The sequence below is a fragment of the Dictyoglomus turgidum DSM 6724 genome (assembly GCF_000021645.1).
GTDB classification, from domain to species: Bacteria; Dictyoglomota; Dictyoglomia; order Dictyoglomales; family Dictyoglomaceae; genus Dictyoglomus; species Dictyoglomus turgidum.
Map to the genome: position 1 here is coordinate 1,279,942 of NC_011661.1, position 18,931 is coordinate 1,298,872.

General features: G+C 33.6%; 22 protein-coding genes, 1 riboswitch and 1 other annotated feature (1 of these 24 cut by a window edge). Of the genes, 10 read left to right on the top strand and 12 right to left on the bottom strand.

What is annotated here, in order from left to right; genetic code table 11:
- Positions 1-39, bottom strand: a binding site (T-box leader); it reaches 184 nt to the left of the window's first position.
- Between the two features lie 131 nt (positions 40-170).
- From cysE to DTUR_RS06540, 6 genes are all read left to right on the top strand, one after another.
- Entirely contained in the window at positions 171-839 is a 669-nt protein-coding gene (gene cysE / locus DTUR_RS06515; protein ID WP_164931090.1) for a serine O-acetyltransferase, read from the top strand.
- A 20-nt stretch (positions 840-859) separates the two neighbouring features.
- A riboswitch (TPP riboswitch) is annotated at positions 860-969 on the top strand.
- 55 nt (positions 970-1,024) lie between these two features.
- Complete coding sequence (locus DTUR_RS06520; RefSeq protein WP_012583621.1) at positions 1,025-1,822, top strand: energy-coupled thiamine transporter ThiT; 798 nt, start codon at positions 1,025-1,027, stop codon at positions 1,820-1,822.
- Positions 1,815-2,474, top strand: a complete 660-nt coding sequence (locus DTUR_RS06525) for a thiamine diphosphokinase (protein WP_012583622.1) — start codon at positions 1,815-1,817, stop codon at positions 2,472-2,474. The genes DTUR_RS06520 and DTUR_RS06525 overlap by 8 nt, the downstream gene beginning before the upstream one ends.
- 65 nt (positions 2,475-2,539) lie before the next feature.
- Positions 2,540-4,966, top strand: a complete 2,427-nt coding sequence (gene gyrA / locus DTUR_RS06530; RefSeq protein WP_012583623.1) for a DNA gyrase subunit A — start codon at positions 2,540-2,542, stop codon at positions 4,964-4,966.
- A complete protein-coding gene (locus tag DTUR_RS06535) occupies positions 4,963-5,379 on the top strand; it encodes an archease (RefSeq protein WP_012583624.1) in 417 nt (138 codons plus the stop codon). The genes gyrA and DTUR_RS06535 overlap by 4 nt, the downstream gene beginning before the upstream one ends.
- A 2-nt stretch (positions 5,380-5,381) precedes the next feature.
- Positions 5,382-6,386 carry a DUF933 domain-containing protein gene (locus DTUR_RS06540; RefSeq protein ID WP_012583625.1) on the top strand — a complete coding sequence of 335 codons (1,005 nt, stop codon included), beginning with the start codon at positions 5,382-5,384 and terminating at the stop codon, positions 6,384-6,386.
- Between the two features lie 3 nt (positions 6,387-6,389).
- On the opposite strand, the gene DTUR_RS06545 is transcribed toward DTUR_RS06540, so the two are convergent.
- Complete coding sequence (locus DTUR_RS06545; RefSeq protein ID WP_012583626.1) at positions 6,390-6,806, bottom strand: RrF2 family transcriptional regulator; 417 nt, start codon at positions 6,804-6,806, stop codon at positions 6,390-6,392.
- A gap of 70 nt (positions 6,807-6,876) precedes the next feature.
- On the bottom strand, positions 6,877-7,866 hold the full coding sequence (locus DTUR_RS06550) for an alpha/beta hydrolase family protein (protein ID WP_012583627.1): 990 nt from the start codon (positions 7,864-7,866) through the stop codon (positions 6,877-6,879).
- 76 nt (positions 7,867-7,942) lie between these two features.
- On the opposite strand from DTUR_RS06550, the gene DTUR_RS06555 reads away from it, so the two are divergent.
- On the top strand, positions 7,943-9,163 hold the full coding sequence (locus DTUR_RS06555) for an endonuclease Q family protein (RefSeq protein ID WP_164931016.1): 1,221 nt from the start codon (positions 7,943-7,945) through the stop codon (positions 9,161-9,163).
- On the opposite strand, the gene DTUR_RS06560 is transcribed toward DTUR_RS06555, so the two are convergent.
- Genes DTUR_RS06560 through DTUR_RS06570 form a run of 3 tightly spaced genes read right to left on the bottom strand, consistent with a single transcriptional unit; the run spans position 9,160 to position 11,602 of the window.
- A complete protein-coding gene (locus tag DTUR_RS06560) occupies positions 9,160-9,948 on the bottom strand; it encodes a DUF4032 domain-containing protein (protein ID WP_012583629.1) in 789 nt (262 codons plus the stop codon). The genes DTUR_RS06555 and DTUR_RS06560 overlap by 4 nt on opposite strands.
- Positions 9,949-9,950: 2 nt before the next feature.
- Entirely contained in the window at positions 9,951-10,535 is a 585-nt protein-coding gene (locus DTUR_RS06565; protein WP_012583630.1) for a metallophosphoesterase family protein, read from the bottom strand.
- A complete protein-coding gene (locus DTUR_RS06570) occupies positions 10,532-11,602 on the bottom strand; it encodes a bifunctional phosphoglucose/phosphomannose isomerase (RefSeq protein WP_012583631.1) in 1,071 nt (356 codons plus the stop codon). The genes DTUR_RS06565 and DTUR_RS06570 overlap by 4 nt, the downstream gene beginning before the upstream one ends.
- A 131-nt stretch (positions 11,603-11,733) precedes the next feature.
- Between DTUR_RS06570 and DTUR_RS06575 the strand changes: the two genes are divergently transcribed.
- Genes DTUR_RS06575 through DTUR_RS06585 form a run of 3 tightly spaced genes read left to right on the top strand, consistent with a single transcriptional unit; the run spans position 11,734 to position 14,232 of the window.
- A complete protein-coding gene (locus DTUR_RS06575; protein WP_012583632.1) occupies positions 11,734-12,144 on the top strand; it encodes an OsmC family protein in 411 nt (136 codons plus the stop codon).
- Between the two features lie 29 nt (positions 12,145-12,173).
- Positions 12,174-13,607 carry a glutamate--tRNA ligase gene (gltX, locus tag DTUR_RS06580; RefSeq protein ID WP_012583633.1) on the top strand — a complete coding sequence of 478 codons (1,434 nt, stop codon included), beginning with the start codon at positions 12,174-12,176 and terminating at the stop codon, positions 13,605-13,607.
- A gap of 10 nt (positions 13,608-13,617) precedes the next feature.
- Complete coding sequence (locus tag DTUR_RS06585) at positions 13,618-14,232, top strand: YaaC family protein (protein WP_012583634.1); 615 nt, start codon at positions 13,618-13,620, stop codon at positions 14,230-14,232.
- On the opposite strand, the gene DTUR_RS06590 is transcribed toward DTUR_RS06585, so the two are convergent.
- The 7 genes from DTUR_RS06590 to rplU are packed head-to-tail and all read right to left on the bottom strand — an operon-like array spanning position 14,199 to position 18,798.
- Positions 14,199-15,230: a polyprenyl synthetase family protein gene (locus DTUR_RS06590; protein ID WP_012583635.1), complete on the bottom strand. Its 1,032-nt coding sequence runs from the start codon at positions 15,228-15,230 to the stop codon at positions 14,199-14,201. The genes DTUR_RS06585 and DTUR_RS06590 overlap by 34 nt on opposite strands.
- A complete protein-coding gene (locus tag DTUR_RS06595; RefSeq protein ID WP_012583636.1) occupies positions 15,221-15,841 on the bottom strand; it encodes a ThuA domain-containing protein in 621 nt (206 codons plus the stop codon). Before DTUR_RS06595 ends, DTUR_RS06590 begins: the two co-directional genes overlap by 10 nt.
- A 2-nt stretch (positions 15,842-15,843) precedes the next feature.
- A complete protein-coding gene (locus DTUR_RS06600; RefSeq protein WP_012583637.1) occupies positions 15,844-16,299 on the bottom strand; it encodes a VOC family protein in 456 nt (151 codons plus the stop codon).
- Positions 16,289-16,900: a nicotinate-nucleotide adenylyltransferase gene (nadD, locus tag DTUR_RS06605; protein WP_012583638.1), complete on the bottom strand. Its 612-nt coding sequence runs from the start codon at positions 16,898-16,900 to the stop codon at positions 16,289-16,291. Before nadD ends, DTUR_RS06600 begins: the two co-directional genes overlap by 11 nt.
- Entirely contained in the window at positions 16,897-18,201 is a 1,305-nt protein-coding gene (gene obgE / locus DTUR_RS06610) for a GTPase ObgE (protein WP_012583639.1), read from the bottom strand. Before obgE ends, nadD begins: the two co-directional genes overlap by 4 nt.
- 4 nt (positions 18,202-18,205) lie before the next feature.
- Entirely contained in the window at positions 18,206-18,460 is a 255-nt protein-coding gene (gene rpmA, locus DTUR_RS06615; protein ID WP_012583640.1) for a 50S ribosomal protein L27, read from the bottom strand.
- A gap of 20 nt (positions 18,461-18,480) precedes the next feature.
- Complete coding sequence (rplU, locus tag DTUR_RS06620; protein WP_012583641.1) at positions 18,481-18,798, bottom strand: 50S ribosomal protein L21; 318 nt, start codon at positions 18,796-18,798, stop codon at positions 18,481-18,483.
- Between the last annotated feature and the right edge of the window lie 133 nt (positions 18,799-18,931).

The window sequence follows — 18,931 nt, forward strand, 5'->3', positions numbered from 1 at the left end:
TCCTGTTTTATAGTTACTCTTCCCCTTCACAGCTTTTGCTAATTTCAAATTGCTTTTTTTATTATTATACAACAAAGATTTAAAAGTGGATATACTATTGATAATTTTAAAACTATATGTTATTTTTATACCAAAGAAGTATAAATTGGGGTGAAAAAGTAATGAAAAAAATTATTGAAACTATAATTGCGGATTACAAAGCTGTCTTTGAAAAAGACCCAGCAGCAAGAAATTTCTTAGAGGTAATCTTATGCTATCCTGGATTTCATGCCATTCTTTTGCATCGTATTGCTCATTTCTTATGGAAATTGAAAATACCTATAATTCCGAGGCTCATATCCCACATAAATAGATTTTTAACAGGAATAGAGATACATCCAGGAGCCAAAATAGGCAAAGGATTTTTTATAGATCACGGTATGGGCGTAGTAATTGGCGAAACCACCGAGATAGGTGACAACGTACTAATTTACCAAGGAGTTACCCTTGGAGGTACAGGTAAAGAAAAAGGAAAAAGGCATCCTACTATAGGAAATAACGTGGTTATAGGAGCTGGAGCAAAGGTTTTAGGCCCTATAACCATAGGAGACAATACCCGAATAGGAGCAGGTTCTGTAGTATTAAAATCTGTACCACCTAATTGTACTGTGGTTGGGGTACCAGGAAGAATTGTAACCCAGGAAGGAAAAAAATTAACCCCTAAGGAGATGTTAGAACATGGTAATATACCTGATCCGGAACTAAGGTTAATAGAAGAATTGAATGCTAAAATAGAAAATCTTGAAAAAAGAATAAATTATTTGGAAAATCTCATCAGAGAAAAAATAAAAGAGATGTGATATAATACACAAAAATTGAAGATGGTTCCCGGGGGAGCCTCTGATCCGAGGCTGAGAGGGTAGCAGGAGCTACCGACCCTTTGAACCTGATCTGGGTAATGCCAGCGTAGGGAAGGGATAAAAAATTTAAGGTTCCCTCCTTATGGCTGGCAGGGAGCCTTAAATTTTTTATGGGAGGTGCTCACATGGAAAGAAAATCTATAAGGATGCTTACTGAAGGTGCCTTAAGTATTGCATTATCTCTTTTACTCTGGTACTTAAGGATAGGAGCTATGCCTCAAGGAGGAAGTATAAGCCTGCAAATGCTTCCTTTATTTATTTTTGCCCTAAGATGGGGATTCGTTCCTGGTTTACTCGTGGGAGTTACTTATGGATTGATTCATTCCTTGCAAGATATGTATGTGGTACATTGGCTCCAATATCTCCTCGACTATCCTATAGCCTTTGGCTTAATTGGACTTTCTGGCATAGTAAAAAACTTAAAAATTTCGAAATTTATTACTTATATAATTGCTGTACTCTTTCTCCTGGGAACAATCTTTTTTGTAGTAAATATATCTTCGGAACTTCCACAAACTCAAACAACTTTAGAAGAGCTAAAAGCGAAACTACAAACTGCTACAGGGGAAGAAAAGTCAAAAATAGAAGAAGATATTAAGGATTTAGAGTTTAAAATCAAATGGTATCCAGTTTCAAGGATTGTATTAATAATAGCAGGAATCTTAGGAACTTTACTCCTTCTTTATGGAGGTTATATAAGAAAAACTCAAGAACCTATAGAACTTGGTGTTTTCATTGGAGGCTTAGGAAGACTTTTTGCTCATTTTCTTTCGGGAATAATTTTCTTCTCCGAATACGCTCCTCCAGGAACTCCAGCATGGATATATTCTCTCATCTACAATCTTTTTGTAGTGGTACCCTCTACCTTTGTATGTTTACCTTTTGTTTTAATAATTATGCAGAGGCTAAGAGAAAATGAATAAAGAAGTTAAAAAAATCTTGATTTTTGTAAACGGAGAAACTAAGATAACTACTTTTGATCTTGATGAAATCCTACCAGTAGATAAAGTAATATGTGCCAATGGAGGAACTAAGATTGCATTAAGGCTTGGAATCTTTCCAAATATTATAGTTGGAGATTTAGATTCAATCACTGAAGATATTGAAAAAAGGCTTGCCAAACACCAAGTTGAGTGGAAAATTTATCCCACTGAAAAAGATGAAACTGATTTAGAACTTGCTATAAGGGAAGCAGTAAAATTTAATCCAAATTCCATATACATCGTAGGGCTTCTAGGAGGACGTATAGATCATACACTTGCCAATATATTTTTCCTTGAAAGAATAAAAGATTTGAATATAGAGCCACATGTTATTGATAGAAAACTTAGGATTTACATTATGAAAGGAGAAGAAGAGAAAACCATCTGGGGGAATAAGGGGGACATTCTCTCCCTTATTCCCCTATCAGAAATAGTAGAAGGGATTTATTTAGAAGGACTTAAATATAGTTTGAATTATGAACCTCTCTACAGAAATCTTACTCGTGGTATAAGTAATGTGTTTACTGATTACCAAGCTAAGATCAGCATACAAAAAGGAACTTTATTGGTTATACATCTATACCAAACCTGAAATTTATGCTAAAATTAAAAGACGTTAGCTTATTTTTTAACCAAGATTAAACAAGAAGGAAAAATATGGCTGAGAAAAGTAAAGTTATCTTAGTTGGTTTAGAAAGAGAAATGGAAAACTCTTACCTTGATTACGCCATGAGCGTAATCGTAGGTAGAGCTCTACCCGATGCAAGAGACGGCTTAAAACCAGTTCAAAGAAGAATCATCTATTCCATGTATGAATCGGGAATACTTCATAATCGACCTTACAGAAAAAGTGCTCATGTAGTAGGTAATGTACTAGGCAGATATCATCCTCATGGAGATGCAGCAGTTTATGAAGCTCTCGTAAGAATGGCACAAGACTTCTCTTTTAGATATCCCCTTATAGATGGTCATGGCAACTTTGGCTCTATAGATGGAGATGAGCCTGCCGCAATGAGATATACAGAGGTTAGACTATCTCCTATAGCCTCTGAGCTGATAGCAGATATCGAAAAAGATGTAGTTGATTTTGTACCTAATTATGATAATTCCTTAAGAGAACCGGTAGTGTTACCTACTAAAATCCCTCAACTTCTTATGAATGGTTCATCGGGAATTGCTGTAGGAATGGCAACAAACATTCCTCCCCACAATTTAGGAGAATTAATTGATGCCCTTTTATATCTTATTGAAAAACCTACAGCTGAAATAGAAGAGCTTCTCAATTTTATAAAAGGGCCTGATTTTCCTACCGGGGGAATAATAATTGGTACTAAGGGAATTAGAGAAAGTTATTTAACAGGTAAAGGAAAATTAACAGTAAGAGGAAAATTAGTCATTGAGGAAACTAAAAAAGGCGATAAAAACATAATAATCAAAGAAATACCGTACATGGTGAACAAATCAAATCTCCTCACTCAGATAGCCGAATTAGTTCAAGAGAAAAAAATAACTGGAATAAAAGATTTAAGAGACGAATCCGACAGGCACGGAATAAGAGTCGTTATTGAGCTTAAAAAAGATGCTGATCCTAAAATCGTTATAAATCAACTATACAAGCATACTCAACTTCAAACAACCTTTGGAGTTATAATGCTTGCCATATTGGACGGACAACCAAAGATTTTTAATTTAAAAGAGCTACTAACTATATTCCTTGAACATAGAAAAGATGTAGTTATAAGAAGAACTAAATATGATTTAGAAAAAGCAAAGGCAAGAGCTCACATATTAGAAGGTTTACTCATAGCCCTTGATCATCTTGACGAGGTAATCTCAATTATTCGGCAAGCAGAGAACTCAGAAAAGGCGAAAGAGAAGTTAATGTTGAGATTTAAGTTGACCCAAAATCAAGCCCAAGCAATCCTTGACATGAGATTACATCAACTTACAAGACTCGAAAAAGAAAGATTAATGGAAGAGATGAAGCAAATAAAGGAAAATATATCAATTCTTGAAAGAATATTAAAAGACGAAAAAGAACTTTGGCGCGTTATTTCTGAAGAGTTAAAGGAGATAAAGAAAAAATATGCTGATGAGAGAAAAACTTCTATAGAGGAAGAAGAAAAAAGCGATATTACTATTGAAGATATTCTGCCTGACAATCCTGAAGTGATATGTATAACTCAAGACGGTTATATTAAAAGACTTCCTTTATCTACATATCAGCTTCAAAGAAGAGGAGGAAAAGGTCTAAATACTCTTGCTAATAATAATGATGATGTAATAACGTCTTTCGTGGTAACTTCTACAAGAAGTACATTATTCCTATTTAGTAATAAAGGTAAAGTCTATTCTATAAAAACCTATGAATTAGATGAAACCTCAAGACAGAGTAAAGGAATAGCCATAAAAGAATATCTTAATATAGAGAACGAAGAAAGAATAACAGAAATAATCTCCCTTAGTGAACTTCCAAAAAATCTCTACTTCTTTTTTATCACATCAAAAGGAATCGTCAAGAAAACTCCTGTAGAAGAATTTGAAAATGTAAGAAAATCAGGAATATATGCTATAAAAATTGGAGAGGGAGATTTTCTTGTAAATGTATTCCTTACCTCAGGAAATAACGAAATAATTATATTTACACGAAAGGGCAATGCCATAAGGTTCCATGAAAAAGACACAAGACCCATGGGTAGAGTAGCCCAAGGAGTTATAGGCATAAAGTTGAGAAAAGACGACTCTGTAATAGGAGGAGTCATACTTCAAGAATCTAAACAGATAGTACTCGTAACCAAATATGGAATTGGAAAAAGAGTTAATCCACAGGAATTTTCAACCCAAAAAAGAGGTGGCATTGGAATAAGAGCAATTAAAATTACATCAAAAACTGGAGATCTTATAGGAGTAAAAAATGTCTCAGAAAATGATGAGATACTAATAAGCACGAAAAAAGGACAGATTATAAGAATTCCAGTAAACAACATTCCTATTCTTTCAAGAAATTCACAAGGAGTTAAGTTGGTAAAACTCAACGAGGATGATAGTGTAGTTAGTATGGATCTGGTGGAAAACGAAACATGAAAAATTATGAACTTTTAGATCATACTGCAGATATAGGAATTATAGTATATGGAGAAACAAAGGAAAAAGCCTTTGAATCAGCTGCTGAAGCAATGTTTGACCTTATGTGCCCCTTAGAAAAAATTCAAGAAAAGGAATGCTTTGATATTGAGGTTGACGGAGAAGATTTAGAATCTCTTTTAGTCACTTGGCTTAACGAACTTCTCTATGTATTTGAAGTACAAAAACTCTTATTTAGAAGGTTTGATGTAACCCTTATTGGACACAATCAACTTATAAGTCATTGTTATGGAGAAAGATTTGACCCTAAAAAACATGAGATAACAAGAGAGATAAAAGCAGTTACCTATAATCTTTTAAAAATAGAACAAAGAGAAGATAAATGGATGATACAGGTGGTATTTGATATATAACTATGGCAAACCTAATTATAGGAGAGTCCCAGTCTGGAAAAACCACATTTTTAAAAGTACTCTCAAAGGGAAGAGCCCATCTTAAATTTTCCGATATTAATGTATGTGCTGTTCCTAAGGAAGACTATAGATTGATTCAACTTTGGAAAACCTTTAATAGTAAATCTATTAATTTCATAAATATGGACTTTATTGATCTTCCTGGAAATGCTAAGCTTTCCTCTCTTACTCCTCAGTTTTATGAAAGAATTCAAAAATCTGAGATACTCTTTTATATAATACCTCTCTTTAGAGAAGATTTGGATATAAAAAATTATACGAATAATGAACAAAATGAAATTATATTGAGAGATTTAGAAATATGTGAAAGACTGTTAAAAAATAGAAAACTTAACATGGCAGAAAAAAGCGTATTAGAAAAAATACAGAAAAATCTTTTAGAGGAAAAACCCTTAAACGAAATTGAACTTAGAGAAGACGAATTAAAAATAATATCTTCTTGGAACTTTATCTCCATAAAACCCATTTTTTATGTAATAAATGTCTCTAACAATCAATTAGAGGATAGTAAATTTATAGAAGAAATTAAAAACAAACTTAAAAACAAAATTTATTTTATATTTCCTGCCCAATTAGAGGAAGAAATAATGGAGCTTTCTGAAGATGAAGTAAAAGAGTATTTATCTATTTATAACCTTAAAGACCCCATAAGGAACCAAGTTCTTGATAAGATTTTTGAATATAATGACCTGATCTCCTTTTTTACAGCTGGAGAAAAGGAAGCCAGAGCATGGAAACTCAAGAAAGGAAGTACCGCATTAGAGGCTGCAGGGACTATCCATTCAGATATAGCTAGAGGTTTTATAAGAGCTGAAGTGATAAGATGGGATGAACTTGTCCAAATAGGGGATTGGAAAAAAGCCTATCAAGAAGGAAAAGTAAGAATTGAAAAGAAAGATTACATAGTGCAGGATGGAGACGTGATTTACATCAGATTCCACGTATAGTTCTTATTTAATCTTTTCTTCTTCCCTTAAGAAGTCAGCAAGGGTGTATTTTGCTAAGGTTTCTTTTAAACTTTTTGTCATCTCCATCCATAAAGGTCTTGTAGGGCAATAAGCCATTCTTTTGCATTTTATCCCATGAAGACAATCTACAAGATTAATCCTACCCTCAAGAGCTTCTACCACGTCAAGAATCTTAATATTTTCAGGGAGCATGCTCAAATAATATCCTCCTTCAGCTCCTACCTCTGCTCTAACATAACCCTTCTGAGAAAGGATCCTCATGATCCTTTCTAAATACCTTAATGGTATCTCCTCAGCTTCTGCTATCTTTCTAACACTTACAGGATTTTCTTCTTTTTGATTTTTAGCAATATAAATCAAAGCTCTTAATCCATATCTTGACCTCGTTGGTAATTTCATTTTCTCTACACCTCATAATTCATACTTTTTTAGACATATTTTAACCTTCTATACTAAAAAAGTCAAATTATTATTTACCTTGTAAAATCCTTTTAAGCCAAAAAATAGACTTATTAGCATAAATCTCATGTCCACCATCAAAGAATTCACAATCTATATTTTCAGAAACCCCTAAAAAATCATATACCTCCTTAATTTTTTTAAAAGCAAAAACAGTGCTTTCTATGGGAAAAATAGGATCCTTTTTTCCATGCTCAATAAATAGGAATCTTGGAGCAATAAGAGAAGCTATATCATACATTTCTCCATATTCTAAAATCCCTGGAATATAATTGCATTCACAGTGAGACATTGACAAAATACTATCTCTAAAGGTATTAAGATACCCACTAATCACTGTAGCTTTTATTCTATCGTCAATAGCTGAGGTAAAAAGTGCAGTGGTTCCTCCTCCCGAGATTCCATAAATTCCAATAGCATCGCTTTTTATCTCAAAATTTTCCAAAAAAAGATCAATAGTCCTTATAATATCCCAAACCCTTAATCCTATTAGAGTCTTGCCTTGCATTAAAGCCCAAAAAGCATAAGTTCTACAGGAGCTTTTATCTTCTCTTTCTTCTATATCTTTTTCCTCTCTTCTTTCTCCAAATCCAAGCTGCTCTATAACAAAAGTTAAAAAACCACTTTGAGCAAGTAGAACTCCAAAATTCTTCATATATCCTGAAGAATCCCCAAAAACTGCATCTTTTGCTCCAACTCCATGTCCAGGAACAGCTATTACAAAAGGAGCAGGAAGATTTATTTCAGGAGTTAAAACATAACCTATAACTTCTATATCTTTTGAGGAGTTAAACTTAATTTTTTCCACACAGATATTTCTAAGCTTACTTTTTTCAAGAATCTCTAATTTAAAATCTGAACTTTCAGGAAATTCTCCTAAAATCCTGATCAAGTCCTTCCTAAAATTTGTTTTCCAATCTTCCCATTCTCTAACATTTTTTGCTTTAAATTCATACTTCCTTTCCCTTCCATAAAGCCTCAGAAAGTATTCAAAGTTCATAGTTCCCTCCCTTGAGAAAATATTAACAATCTAACCAATTTATTATAAACTAATGAGAATAAAAGAGGTGATTTCTTTGAGATTCATAGCAGATTTTCATATTCATTCCAAATATAGTAGAGCCACAAGCAAAGATATGAATTTAGAAGGGATTTCAAAATGGGCAAAGATAAAAGGTGTAGCCCTTTTAGGAACAGGAGATTTCACTCATCCTTTATGGTTTGAAGAATTGGAGGAAAAATTAAAAGAAGAAAACTATGGCATTTACTCTTATAATAGTACAAACTTTATATTAACCTCTGAAGTAAGTTTGGTATATTCTCAGAATAAAAAATTGAGAAGAATTCACCTGATTATTTTCTCACCCACGTTAGAAATTGCCTCCAAGATTAACAAAACCTTAAGTAAATTTTGCGACCTTTCTGTTGATGGAAGGCCTACTATTGGAAAATCAATATTAGAAATCTTACCTCTTCTTTGGGAGATATCTGAGGATGTTCACATAATTCCTGCCCATGCTTGGACACCGTGGTTTTCTCTATTTGGATCTAACTCAGGGTTTGATTCTATAGAAGAAGCTTTTGATAGATATAGTAGTAAAATCTTTGCCCTTGAGACAGGATTGAGTAGTGATCCTCCTATGAATTGGAGATTAAGCTCTCTTGATAAAATATGTCTGATTTCTAACTCTGATGCCCACTCGCCAGGGAAAATTGGAAGAGAAGCTAATGTATTTAACTGTGATATGAATTATAGAGAGATTTTTAACGCTATAAAGACCCAAGACAAAAATAAGTTTTTGTTTACCATTGAATTTTTCCCAGAAGAGGGGAAATATCATTATGATGGACATAGGAACTGCAATGTGTCTTTACATCCTAAAGAAAGCCAAAGATTAGAAAATTTATGTCCTGTATGTAAAAAACCTCTTACCATAGGGGTACTCCACAGAGTAGAAGCTCTTGCAGATAGAGAAGAGGGATTTATACCTCAGAATAAAATCCCTTATGTAAACTTAGTTCCTTTAGAGGAGATTATAGCTCAAGCCATGGATAAAGATGTATCTTCTCCTTATGTTCAAAGAGAATACATGAGGTTTATAGAGAACCTTGGTGATGAACTAAGTATTCTTCTTTATAGAGACATCTCTGAAATTGCTAAAGTATCTGAAAAAGTAGCTATAGGTATAAGACTCATGAGAGAAGGAAAAATTTCTATTAAACCAGGGTACGATGGGGTCTATGGAAAAATTGAAATATTTGGAAATGAAGACAAAAGACAAATATCCTTTTTCTAAAATTGAAATTTGAAAAGATCAAAAATTTTTTCCTTAAGGGAGGTCTCTGGAACAAAATTTTTAAAATCCTCTATTGCTTTGTCAAAGCCTATATCATATCCTCTTTTTTGGCTTTCAAGCCATTTATGATCGGATATGTATACATATAAATCTGATTCGGTTCTTCCAGGAAAAGCATCAAGAAGCTTTTCTTTCCTAATCTTCTCTACAATAGGTAGGTATATATTTTTATACCAATCTCTTGCTGCTTCTTTTATGCTAACTTCCTCTCCCCTTCTCTCACTCATATAATATTTATGTTCTAAAATCTGGCTTAGAAGCTTTCTATACTGCCCTATCTCTGTAAGAATTATATCTCTTAAACCCGTTATTAGTTCAAAATCTGATCTTTCCCGAGCTAATATATTTTCCATACTAGTCTCTGCAGGAATATACTCTATTATATGAGCATCAATTTCCTTTTGTCCTAATTTCTTTGCTACCGCCACTCTATGATTTCCATCTACAACATAATATTCATCTTTTATCTTATAAACTTCAATGGGAGGTAAGATCTTCCCTCTTAATATGGCATTCTCAAGCTCTTGTAATCTGCTTTTTGAGCTTCCCTTTAATGGTCTGAACTCTTCATCAAAATCTCTATACCTTCCTACACTTCCCACAATTTTATCAACCTCAATGGTTTGATAGCCTAAATCTCTCCATCCAATAAAATCTTCCTCTTTTAATTTTTCGTCAAAACTTTTTAGATGTCTTTTTTTAAATAAGCCTCTAAAAAACCTCATCCTCAAAGCTCCAATATCACTATCCCAGAACAATTTATAACCTTAGTTTTTCCAATTTCAGCAATTCTCTGAGAGTTATAAACATAGTTCATATGAGTATGCCCATGTAAAAAATACTTAGGCTGGTACTTTATAATTAATTTAAGAAAAGATTCAAAGCCCTTGTGAGCAAAATCACCCGTTTCATGAACCCCTGCTGGGGGAGAATGGGCAACCACAATATCTATACCCTTTCTTAATTTAAAATAAAGTCTCCTTATTCTTCCTTCCATCTCTTTCTCTGTAAATTGAAATTTCCCATCACTGTACTTAATAGATCCTCCAAGTCCTAATATTTTTTTTCCTTTAAATTCAATTATCCTACCATCAATGTTTTCACAGCCTTCAGGAGGACGTTTCAAATATATCTCATCGTGATTTCCATATACATAAAAAACAGGTACGTTTAACATGGTAGCAATGTAGGTTAAAAGTTCGGGCATAACATCACCACAAGATATTACCCCCTCCACCCCTCTATATGGGCTAATATCAAATCTTTCGTAAAAATTGGGAGACTCTATATCTGCAAGGGCTAATATCTTCAACTTAAAGCCTGTCCAATCCTTAATTTAAGCTCATTTATATAGCCTATGGAGAAGGGATCCTTATCTGCAAGATAAGCAAGGTAGACAGTAGCAAAATCCCCAAGATAAGTTAGGGAGAAAAATTGAGTCAATGGATTATTACCTTCTGCTTGCCAAAGAAATACTGGAACTCCTCTTGCCGAGATCTTCTCTTGCATAAACTCAACTCTTATCTTCATCTCTCCCTCAAGAGATGTGTAAAGGAAAATTAAAGTTAATGGCTTTATAACATTGTCTATAGCTTCCCACGCCATAATTTCGTTATGATTTAATTCGGGAAAGAAATGATAAAAAGCAGGATATTTCGAATTCTCATTTATTTGACATTTCCATCTATAAGCAGCTACCTTCCATTTTTCTTCCACAGCATAAATAACAGGAATATGTTTGAACATCATTTTTGCAACTTTTTTTGCCACATTTTGTTCAGTGGGAACCTCAATCTTAAATTCTTCTCTCTTATTTCTCAAATATGCTACTGTCTCTTCAATATCCTTCTTTTTAGAAGAAATAAGTCCTAATCTTTCCAAAATTACAAAAGATGGTATAGTCACATAACCTATGGCTGCCCTTGGAGCCATTCCACTCGGTATCTCTACAAGGGTAAGATTGTTTTCTTGAGCAAATTCTTTCAATACTCCGCCACTAGTTACAGCAACCACTGATGCACCCCTACTATAGGATAGTTTTGCCGAATTTATAGTTTCTACTGTATGCCCCGAATAACTAACAGCAAAAACTAAGGTGCTTTCATCAACCCAATTTGGTAAATCATAATCCCTATTTACAAAAACTGGAAATTTAGCTTCTTTAAAGAGTACACTTTGTAAGACATCTCCACCTATGGCAGAGCCACCCATTCCAAGTACAAGAACTTTGTCAATTTTATCGGATATGTTCTTAATTTCAGCATTGTATGCAACTTCTGCTGCTCTTTCAATCTGTTCAGGTAGATTATAAACCGCAGAGTACATATCTTTGGGATCTAATTTTTTAAGTTCTTCAATCTGATCTAACTTTTCTACCATCTCTGATCCTCCCTAAAATTATTTTGTTTATCAAGATATTTTATCTTATAATTAAAGCATTGACAATAATTTACCACTCTGTATACTTTTAAAAGTATTAAAAAAATAAAAAACTAAGGAGGGATTTAAGGATGGAAACAAAAGTAGTATGGGATGGAAAAATGCAATTTACAGGTACTACACCATCAAATTTTAATATTGTAATGGACGCAGTTCCTGAGCACGGTGGAGAAAACAAAGGACCAGCCCCAATGGAGCTTATTCCCGTAGCTCTTGGTGGGTGTACTGGTATGGATGTTATTTCCATTTTAAACAAAATGAAGGAAAAAGTAGAGCATTTTGAGATGAGAATTACCACAGAAAGAGCTACAGAACATCCTAAGGTATACACTAAGGTTCACATTGAGTATATTTTTAAAGGCGAAAATCTCAATGAGGAAAATATTAAAAAGGCAATAGAACTATCCCAAAATAAATACTGCTCAGTCTCTGCTATTTTAAGGGGAACAGCAGAGGTAACTTATTCATACAAGATTTTATAGGACCCCAAAGAAGGGAGTGGTGTCACTTAATGGATAGTGTAAGAGTAAGAATTGCTCCAAGTCCAACAGGTTATCTTCATGTAGGTACGGCGCATACCGCTTTGTTTAATTGGCTTTTTGCAAGACACAATAAGGGAACTTTTATTTTAAGAATAGAAGATACTGACCTTGCTAGATCTACAAAAGAATATGAAGAAAATATAATTGAAGGACTGAAATGGTTAGGACTTTATTGGGATGAGGGACCATACTATCAAACCCAAAGATTAGACCTATATAGAAAGTATGCTGATGAACTATTAAGAAAGGGACTTGCTTATTATTGCTATTGTACCCCTGAAGAATTAGAAGAAAGAAGAAAAGAAGCTCTTGCTCAGAAGAAACCACCTAAATACGACAGAAAATGTTTATATCTATCGGATGAAGAAAGGGCAAGATATGAAAGAGAAGGAAGAAAACCTGCCATAAGGCTTCTTGTTCCAGAAGGTAAAACAGTATTTAACGATATTATTCGAGGAGAAATAGAATTTAATAACGAAGATATTGGAGATTTTGTCATTATGAAATCGGACGGAATACCCACATACAACTTTGCAGTAGTGATCGATGACTACACTATGGGAATAACCCACGTAATAAGAGGAGAAGACCACATATCCAATACTCCAAAACAGTTATTTATATACCAAGCTTTTGGATGGAGTCCCCCTGAGTTTGCTCATCTTCCACTTCTTCTTGGCCCTGACCGATCAAAACTCTCTAAAAGACATGGCGTGACATCGGTTACGGAATATAAGAATATGGGTTATCTTCCTCAAGCATTAGTGAATTATCTTGCTCTTTTAGGATGGACTCCCGAAGAGAACAAGGAAATTTATACTGTAGAAGAATTAATTGAGCTTTTTGATCTAAGAAGAGTTACTAAAAATCCAGGCATATTTGATGTGACAAAGCTTGAATGGATAAACACCCAACATATAAGAAGATTATCCTTAGAAGAGCTTGCAGATCTTACATATCCTTTTTTAAAAGAAGCAGAATGGTTCAAAGAGGAAAATTTCAAAAGAGAATACTATCTTAAAGTGCTTACTCTTCTCCAGGAGAGACTGAAAACTCTTGCTCAAATTAGAGAATACGCTGATTACTTCTTTGTAGATGATTTAGATTATGATGTGGAAATAGCTAAAAAGGTATGCAAGCATCCTGATACTCCACTTTATTTAGAGAAAATAAAAGAGGTATGGAGCCAAATACAAGAATTTACTGCTGAAAATTTAGAAAACTCATTAAGAAACTTAGCTGAAGAAAATCAAATTCCTACCAAAAACCTTGTTCATCCAATTCGAGTTGCTCTAACTAACAAAACAGTAGGACCAGGACTTTACGAGATTGCAGAGGTGCTTGGAAAAGATAAGACTTTGAAAAGATTAGAAAAGTTTATTGAATTTTTGAGAAGTCTTTAAAGATTTAACTATGATAAGGCGCTCTCCCTATAAAAACCTTTTAAAATATGAGAAAAAATTATCTACTAATTTAGGAGAGGGAGAGCGTTTCTTTCTTCACTATACATTAATACAAGCAAAAAGTAATTTAGAAATAGGAGAGAAATCCGATTATTTTGTTTCCCCCTTACTATTTTTTTATGGATTAGTAGCTCTTTCCAAAATAATAATTTTAATGAAGTCAAAAACTATCCCACGAGAAGTTCTCCATGGACTTACCGTAAGAGTAGCAGGAGATAAATCTGTAGATTGGACAAAAGATTATGATCCAAGAGTTGAGACTGTACTCATAAAAGAAAAGGGACTTTTTCCTACTTTTTACAAAGCCATTTCTCCCTATTCCCTTCCAGAAGGAGAAAAATATACCTTAGGTGATTTATTTTTATTCCTTAATAGAAAAACATCTCTTGATAACTTAGCTATTCATTACTTAATACTTTTTCTTCTGAGCATGCTTGCAAGATATGAACCTCAGAAATGGGGATGGGCTTATGAAAGATCTTCTTTCTCAAGAGAATTACAGACTTATTTAAAAATTGTGGGAAGAGACATTTATGATCTCTGGAGAGAAAAAATCAAATTATAATAGTCTTCAAAGAGTTTTCTTAGGAGGGAAATATTGTACAAGTCTTGAAAAGATAAAAGTTTTTTATACCCCTCATCAAAATATTTTTCAGCAAGATTGAAGGTCGCCTCTTTAACTCTTTTCCTTTCTAAATGGTCTAAAAGATATTCGATATCCTTCTCTGTAACAATCTCTCTCCCCCATATCTCTTCTATTCTTAATTTTTCTTTTTCAGAAGATTCGGAATATAAATATAGAATAGGATAAGTTTTCTTTTTTCTCCAAAGATCTACAAAAGCATTTTTTCCCGTTTTCTCAGGATCACCCCATATACCTATAGCATCATCAGCAATTTGGAAAAATAAACCAAAATCTCTCCCTATTTCTTGAAATATCTTTGAAAGATCTTCTTTATAGGTAGCCGAGAAAGCACCAAGATAAAAACTTGTAGAAAATAATTTAGCAGTTTTTTTATCTATCATCATTAAATATTCCTTAAGACTAATATCCTTTCTCTTTTCAAAAGAAATATCAAGATATTGCCCTTCGATAAGTTCTCTTATAGTCTCTGTCAGTTCTTTTAAGGATTTGGAAAGCAAAACAGGAGATTTTAAGTTTGTAAGTACCTGAAAAACCATGTTAAAAAGTAGATCTCCCACATTTATCGCTTGAGCCTCTCCCCATATCTTCCAAACAGTCCATCTACCATGCCTTTTCTCATCTCTATCCTGAATATCATCATGAACTAAAGAAAAATTATGTAAAAATTCAATAGCAGAACCTATCTCTAATGCATCATCTAAGAAACCACCTAAGGTTTGATTTACTAAAACACAAAATAGGGGTCTTAATCTCTTTCCCCGCCTAATATTAGCAAGAGGAGTTAAGTCTTCACCGACCCACCCCATATGATAGGCTGTGATTAAATGAATTGATATATTAGAAGAGAATTTATTCCAATTCTCTTGAAGTTTATTTTCTATAATTAACAAAAACTTTTGAATTTCATTCACATCCATAATATTAAATCCCTTAGTAATTTCCTTAAATTCTCATTAGCTAAAGCCTCATTATGGGCAGGAGTAAGACACAATATTTTCCCTTTTCCATACTCATGATACCATCCTGCAACAGACTCTCCATCAAGGGAGGTAGAATACAAGAAAATATTTGTACTTTCTTTATCCACCTCTACAAAATAATGTTCATCAAAAATCTCGAAATATATATCTTTATCCTTATCAGGATACCTACCATAGTATTTTACCATTTTTCTCTCAGGATGATACTTAAAATATCCTCTTGTAAGTTCTCTCACATATTTTCCACTTACGTCATAGGAGGCTAAGCCTGAATGCATCACCAGAAGTCTCCCTCCATTAGACACATAATCTACCAAAAGATTTTCAATTTCGTCATCCATCCAAATAAGAGAATTTTTGTCTTGAGGGTTTAACTTATTTTCTCTTCCTATAATAACTAAATAGGGATCTTCTCTTATTAGCATAGAAAAATTATTAATTGAAGCATAATCAACCCAATAAGTGTTCTTTAAAACAAACTCTAAGGTCTCTTTGATTTTCTCTTCAGGATGATAATAATCTCCAACAATTGCAAGGACCCTTTCCATTTTTAAAAATTCTCAAGAAGCTCAATTATAAATTTTAACTTTTCAAAGGAGTCAAGATAAGTATACTTTCCTCCTGTGTAATCCCCTTTTTGAGCTACTTCAATTCCATAATTTTTAAATCTTCTCACAATTTCGTCTGTTCCTTTAACCAAAAAAGCCAAATGATGAACTCCTTCTCCGTGCTTATCTAAAAATTCTCTCCACGTAGAGGGATTTTCGTCAGGTTCTATAAATTCTATCTCCACATTTTTAAAATTCTTAAAAAACGCAAGCTTCGCTCTTGCAGATGTAGGTTTCCCTTTATACTCTGTATGAGCTTTCTCGTAAACATCAGTAATTATTATTTCTGGTTTTACTACATTAAAAATCCTTGAAAATTCCTCCACAGCTTTCTCTATATCCTTTACAATAATACCAATCTGAACCACCATATCGGTGCCTAAAATTTCATTTGACATCCTTTTGATCCTCCTCACAATATACACTATTTTTAATAATATACTCTTCCACATTCTCAGGAACAAGATATTTTATAGACAAGCCTTTCTTTACCCTATCTCTTATCTCTTTTGCGGATATTGGATAGTAAGGAAAGTCTAAAAAGAATATCTTATTTTCAAAAGTTTTAATAAAGTCTTTCAAATCATTAGTATAATATTCTTCTCCTCTACTTCCAACTATAATACTGACTTTTTCAACAATTTTGTAAGGATCTTTCCATTTCAAAAAATCTCGAAAAGCATCATTTCCTAATAAAAGATAAAGCTCTGCATTAGAGAAATATGTAGAAAGATCTCTAATAGTATCTACCATGTAAGAAACCCCTTCTCTCTCAAGTTCAATAGGAAGAACCTCAAAATAAGGATTATTAAGAGTGGCCAAAAGGACCATTTCATATCTCTGTTTTGAGGTTGCAATAGGGATTTCCCTATGAGAAGGTACTCTATTAGGTATAAAAAATACCTTGTCAAGTTTAAATTTCTCTCTGGCGTATTCTGCAAACCAGAGATGCCCATAATGTATTGGATCAAAAGTTCCACCTAAAATACCTATCTTCATTCTATAAGCTCCAGAGAATTATTTTTCGAATTGTATTTAAACACATAATTTCCTATCTTTATTTCTTCATCGTCCTTTATTTTTGCTCTATTTATCAATTTTATTATACCTCGTCTTTTAGCATAGTTTAAGAAGTATGAAAAAGCCTGAGGATTGTATAAATCAAGTTTATTAGCAAGACTTTCCGTCTTTTTATCTTTTAATATCCAAAGATCTCCCTCTTTAATTATCTCTGGAATCTCCTGCTTTTTATTCTCTTGTTTTAGTTCCTCTATTTCTTTCTCTATTTCAACCACTGGAATACTTTCTTTTTTTTCTTTCACATATTTTTCCATTAGCTCTAAAAGTTTGTCTATATTAATACCTTCTTTTGCTGATATAAATACATAGGGAACACCTTCATTTTTTAGCCATTCTTCTATCTCAGGAATTCTTTCCTGAGCTTCAGGAAGATCTATTTTATTAATAGCTATAATCCTTGGTTTTTCTAAAAGTTTTGGACTATAAAGATATAGTTCCTTCTTCAATATCTCATAAGCCCTCTGAGGAGGATTTACCATATCTGCAGCATCGAGCACAAATACTAACACTGAGGTCCTTTCTATGTGCCTAAGAAACTCATCTCCCATTCCTTTATTTTCATGAGCACCTTCTATAAGCCCAGGTATGTCAGCAACAGTAAAAGTAATATCTTCTCTTTCTACCACGCCTAAGTTAGGAGTTTTTGTAGTAAAGGGATAAGGAGCTATCTCTGGGGTTGCATTTGAAATTCTTGAAAGGAGAGTTGATTTTCCAGCATTCGGAAGGCCTAAAAGTCCCACATCTGCAAGAAGTTTTAACTCAAGATAAAGCCATCTTTCTTCGCCTTTTTCTCCTTTCTCAGCAAAATACGGAGTTTGCCTTGTAGAAGTAGCAAAGTGTGCATTGCCTCTACCCCCTTTACCTCCTTTTGCTACTACAACTCTCTGTCCATGGCTTACTAAATCCGCAAGAAGCTCTCCAGTCTCAACATCAAATATCAATGTCCCTACTGGTACCTTTATCACAAGATCCTTACCATCTTTACCTTTTTGATTCTTCCCCTTACCGTGCTCTCCTCTTTCCGCATAATAGTGCCTCTTATAATGAAAATCAAGAAGAGTATCTAAATTTTCATCTGCCTCAATTATTACATCTCCACCTTTACCACCATCACCTCCAGCGGGTCCACCCTTGGGTACAAACTTCTCCCTACGGAATGCTATACACCCGTTTCCACCATCTCCAGCTTTTACATATATTTTTGCCCTATCAATAAACATTCATCTATTGAATAGAAAGTACATTTACATACTTTTTGCCATGCTTTATGGAGAATTTAACAATTCCAGGCTGCAAGGCATAAAGGGTAAAATCTCTACCCATCCCCACATTCATCCCAGGATAGATTTTCGTACCTCTTTGTCTTACAAGTATATTGCCTGCTTCTACCAATTGTCCCTCAAATCTTTTAACTCCCAAATATTTAGGATTACTATCTCTTCCGTTTCTGCTTGCACCACCTGATTTTTTGTGAGCCATTTAAATTCACCTCCTCTTGCCTAATGAGGTAGAACTATTTCTTTAATGGATAGTTGAGTATAAGGTTGTCTGTGTCCGTATTTTCTTCTGTAATGCTTTTTTCTTTTAAACTTAAATACAATTACCTTGGGATACTTATCCTGTCTAACCACCTTTGCTATGACCTTTGCTCCCTCCACATAGGGTTGACCAATAATTACCTCATCTTCTTTTCCCACCAATAGTACTTTATCTAAAACTACCTCATCACCTACATTTGCTTTTAGTTTCTCCACATTCACCATACTTCCAACACTTACTTTGTATTGTTTTCCTCCTGTCTCTACTACCACAAACATTTCCTAACAACCTCCTATATATAATGAATAATTTTTAAAATATCCTAATCGACATTACAATTTATCACTTTATTATTACTCTTGTCAAGCATTAAGGGAGAGTAAGAATATTTTTCCTTAACAAAATTGACAC

Coding starts and splice junctions, on each gene's coding strand:
- gyrA (WP_012583623.1), top strand. CDS start 2,540: ATGGCTGAGAAAAGTAAAGTTATCTTAGTTGGTTTAGAAAGAGAAATG.
- DTUR_RS06585 (WP_012583634.1), top strand. CDS start 13,618: ATGATAAGGCGCTCTCCCTATAAAAACCTTTTAAAATATGAGAAAAAA.
- DTUR_RS06540 (WP_012583625.1), top strand. CDS start 5,382: ATGGCAAACCTAATTATAGGAGAGTCCCAGTCTGGAAAAACCACATTT.
- DTUR_RS06550 (WP_012583627.1), bottom strand. CDS start 7,866: ATGAACTTTGAATACTTTCTGAGGCTTTATGGAAGGGAAAGGAAGTAT.
- DTUR_RS06600 (WP_012583637.1), bottom strand. CDS start 16,299: ATGTCAAATGAAATTTTAGGCACCGATATGGTGGTTCAGATTGGTATT.
- DTUR_RS06535 (WP_012583624.1), top strand. CDS start 4,963: ATGAAAAATTATGAACTTTTAGATCATACTGCAGATATAGGAATTATA.
- obgE (WP_012583639.1), bottom strand. CDS start 18,201: ATGTTTATTGATAGGGCAAAAATATATGTAAAAGCTGGAGATGGTGGA.
- DTUR_RS06590 (WP_012583635.1), bottom strand. CDS start 15,230: ATGGATGTGAATGAAATTCAAAAGTTTTTGTTAATTATAGAAAATAAA.
- rplU (WP_012583641.1), bottom strand. CDS start 18,798: ATGTTTGTGGTAGTAGAGACAGGAGGAAAACAATACAAAGTAAGTGTT.
- nadD (WP_012583638.1), bottom strand. CDS start 16,900: ATGAAGATAGGTATTTTAGGTGGAACTTTTGATCCAATACATTATGGG.
- gltX (WP_012583633.1), top strand. CDS start 12,174: ATGGATAGTGTAAGAGTAAGAATTGCTCCAAGTCCAACAGGTTATCTT.
- DTUR_RS06570 (WP_012583631.1), bottom strand. CDS start 11,602: ATGGTAGAAAAGTTAGATCAGATTGAAGAACTTAAAAAATTAGATCCC.
- DTUR_RS06595 (WP_012583636.1), bottom strand. CDS start 15,841: ATGGAAAGGGTCCTTGCAATTGTTGGAGATTATTATCATCCTGAAGAG.
- DTUR_RS06575 (WP_012583632.1), top strand. CDS start 11,734: ATGGAAACAAAAGTAGTATGGGATGGAAAAATGCAATTTACAGGTACT.
- DTUR_RS06525 (WP_012583622.1), top strand. CDS start 1,815: ATGAATAAAGAAGTTAAAAAAATCTTGATTTTTGTAAACGGAGAAACT.
- DTUR_RS06560 (WP_012583629.1), bottom strand. CDS start 9,948: ATGAGGTTTTTTAGAGGCTTATTTAAAAAAAGACATCTAAAAAGTTTT.
- DTUR_RS06520 (WP_012583621.1), top strand. CDS start 1,025: ATGGAAAGAAAATCTATAAGGATGCTTACTGAAGGTGCCTTAAGTATT.
- DTUR_RS06545 (WP_012583626.1), bottom strand. CDS start 6,806: ATGAAATTACCAACGAGGTCAAGATATGGATTAAGAGCTTTGATTTAT.
- rpmA (WP_012583640.1), bottom strand. CDS start 18,460: ATGGCTCACAAAAAATCAGGTGGTGCAAGCAGAAACGGAAGAGATAGT.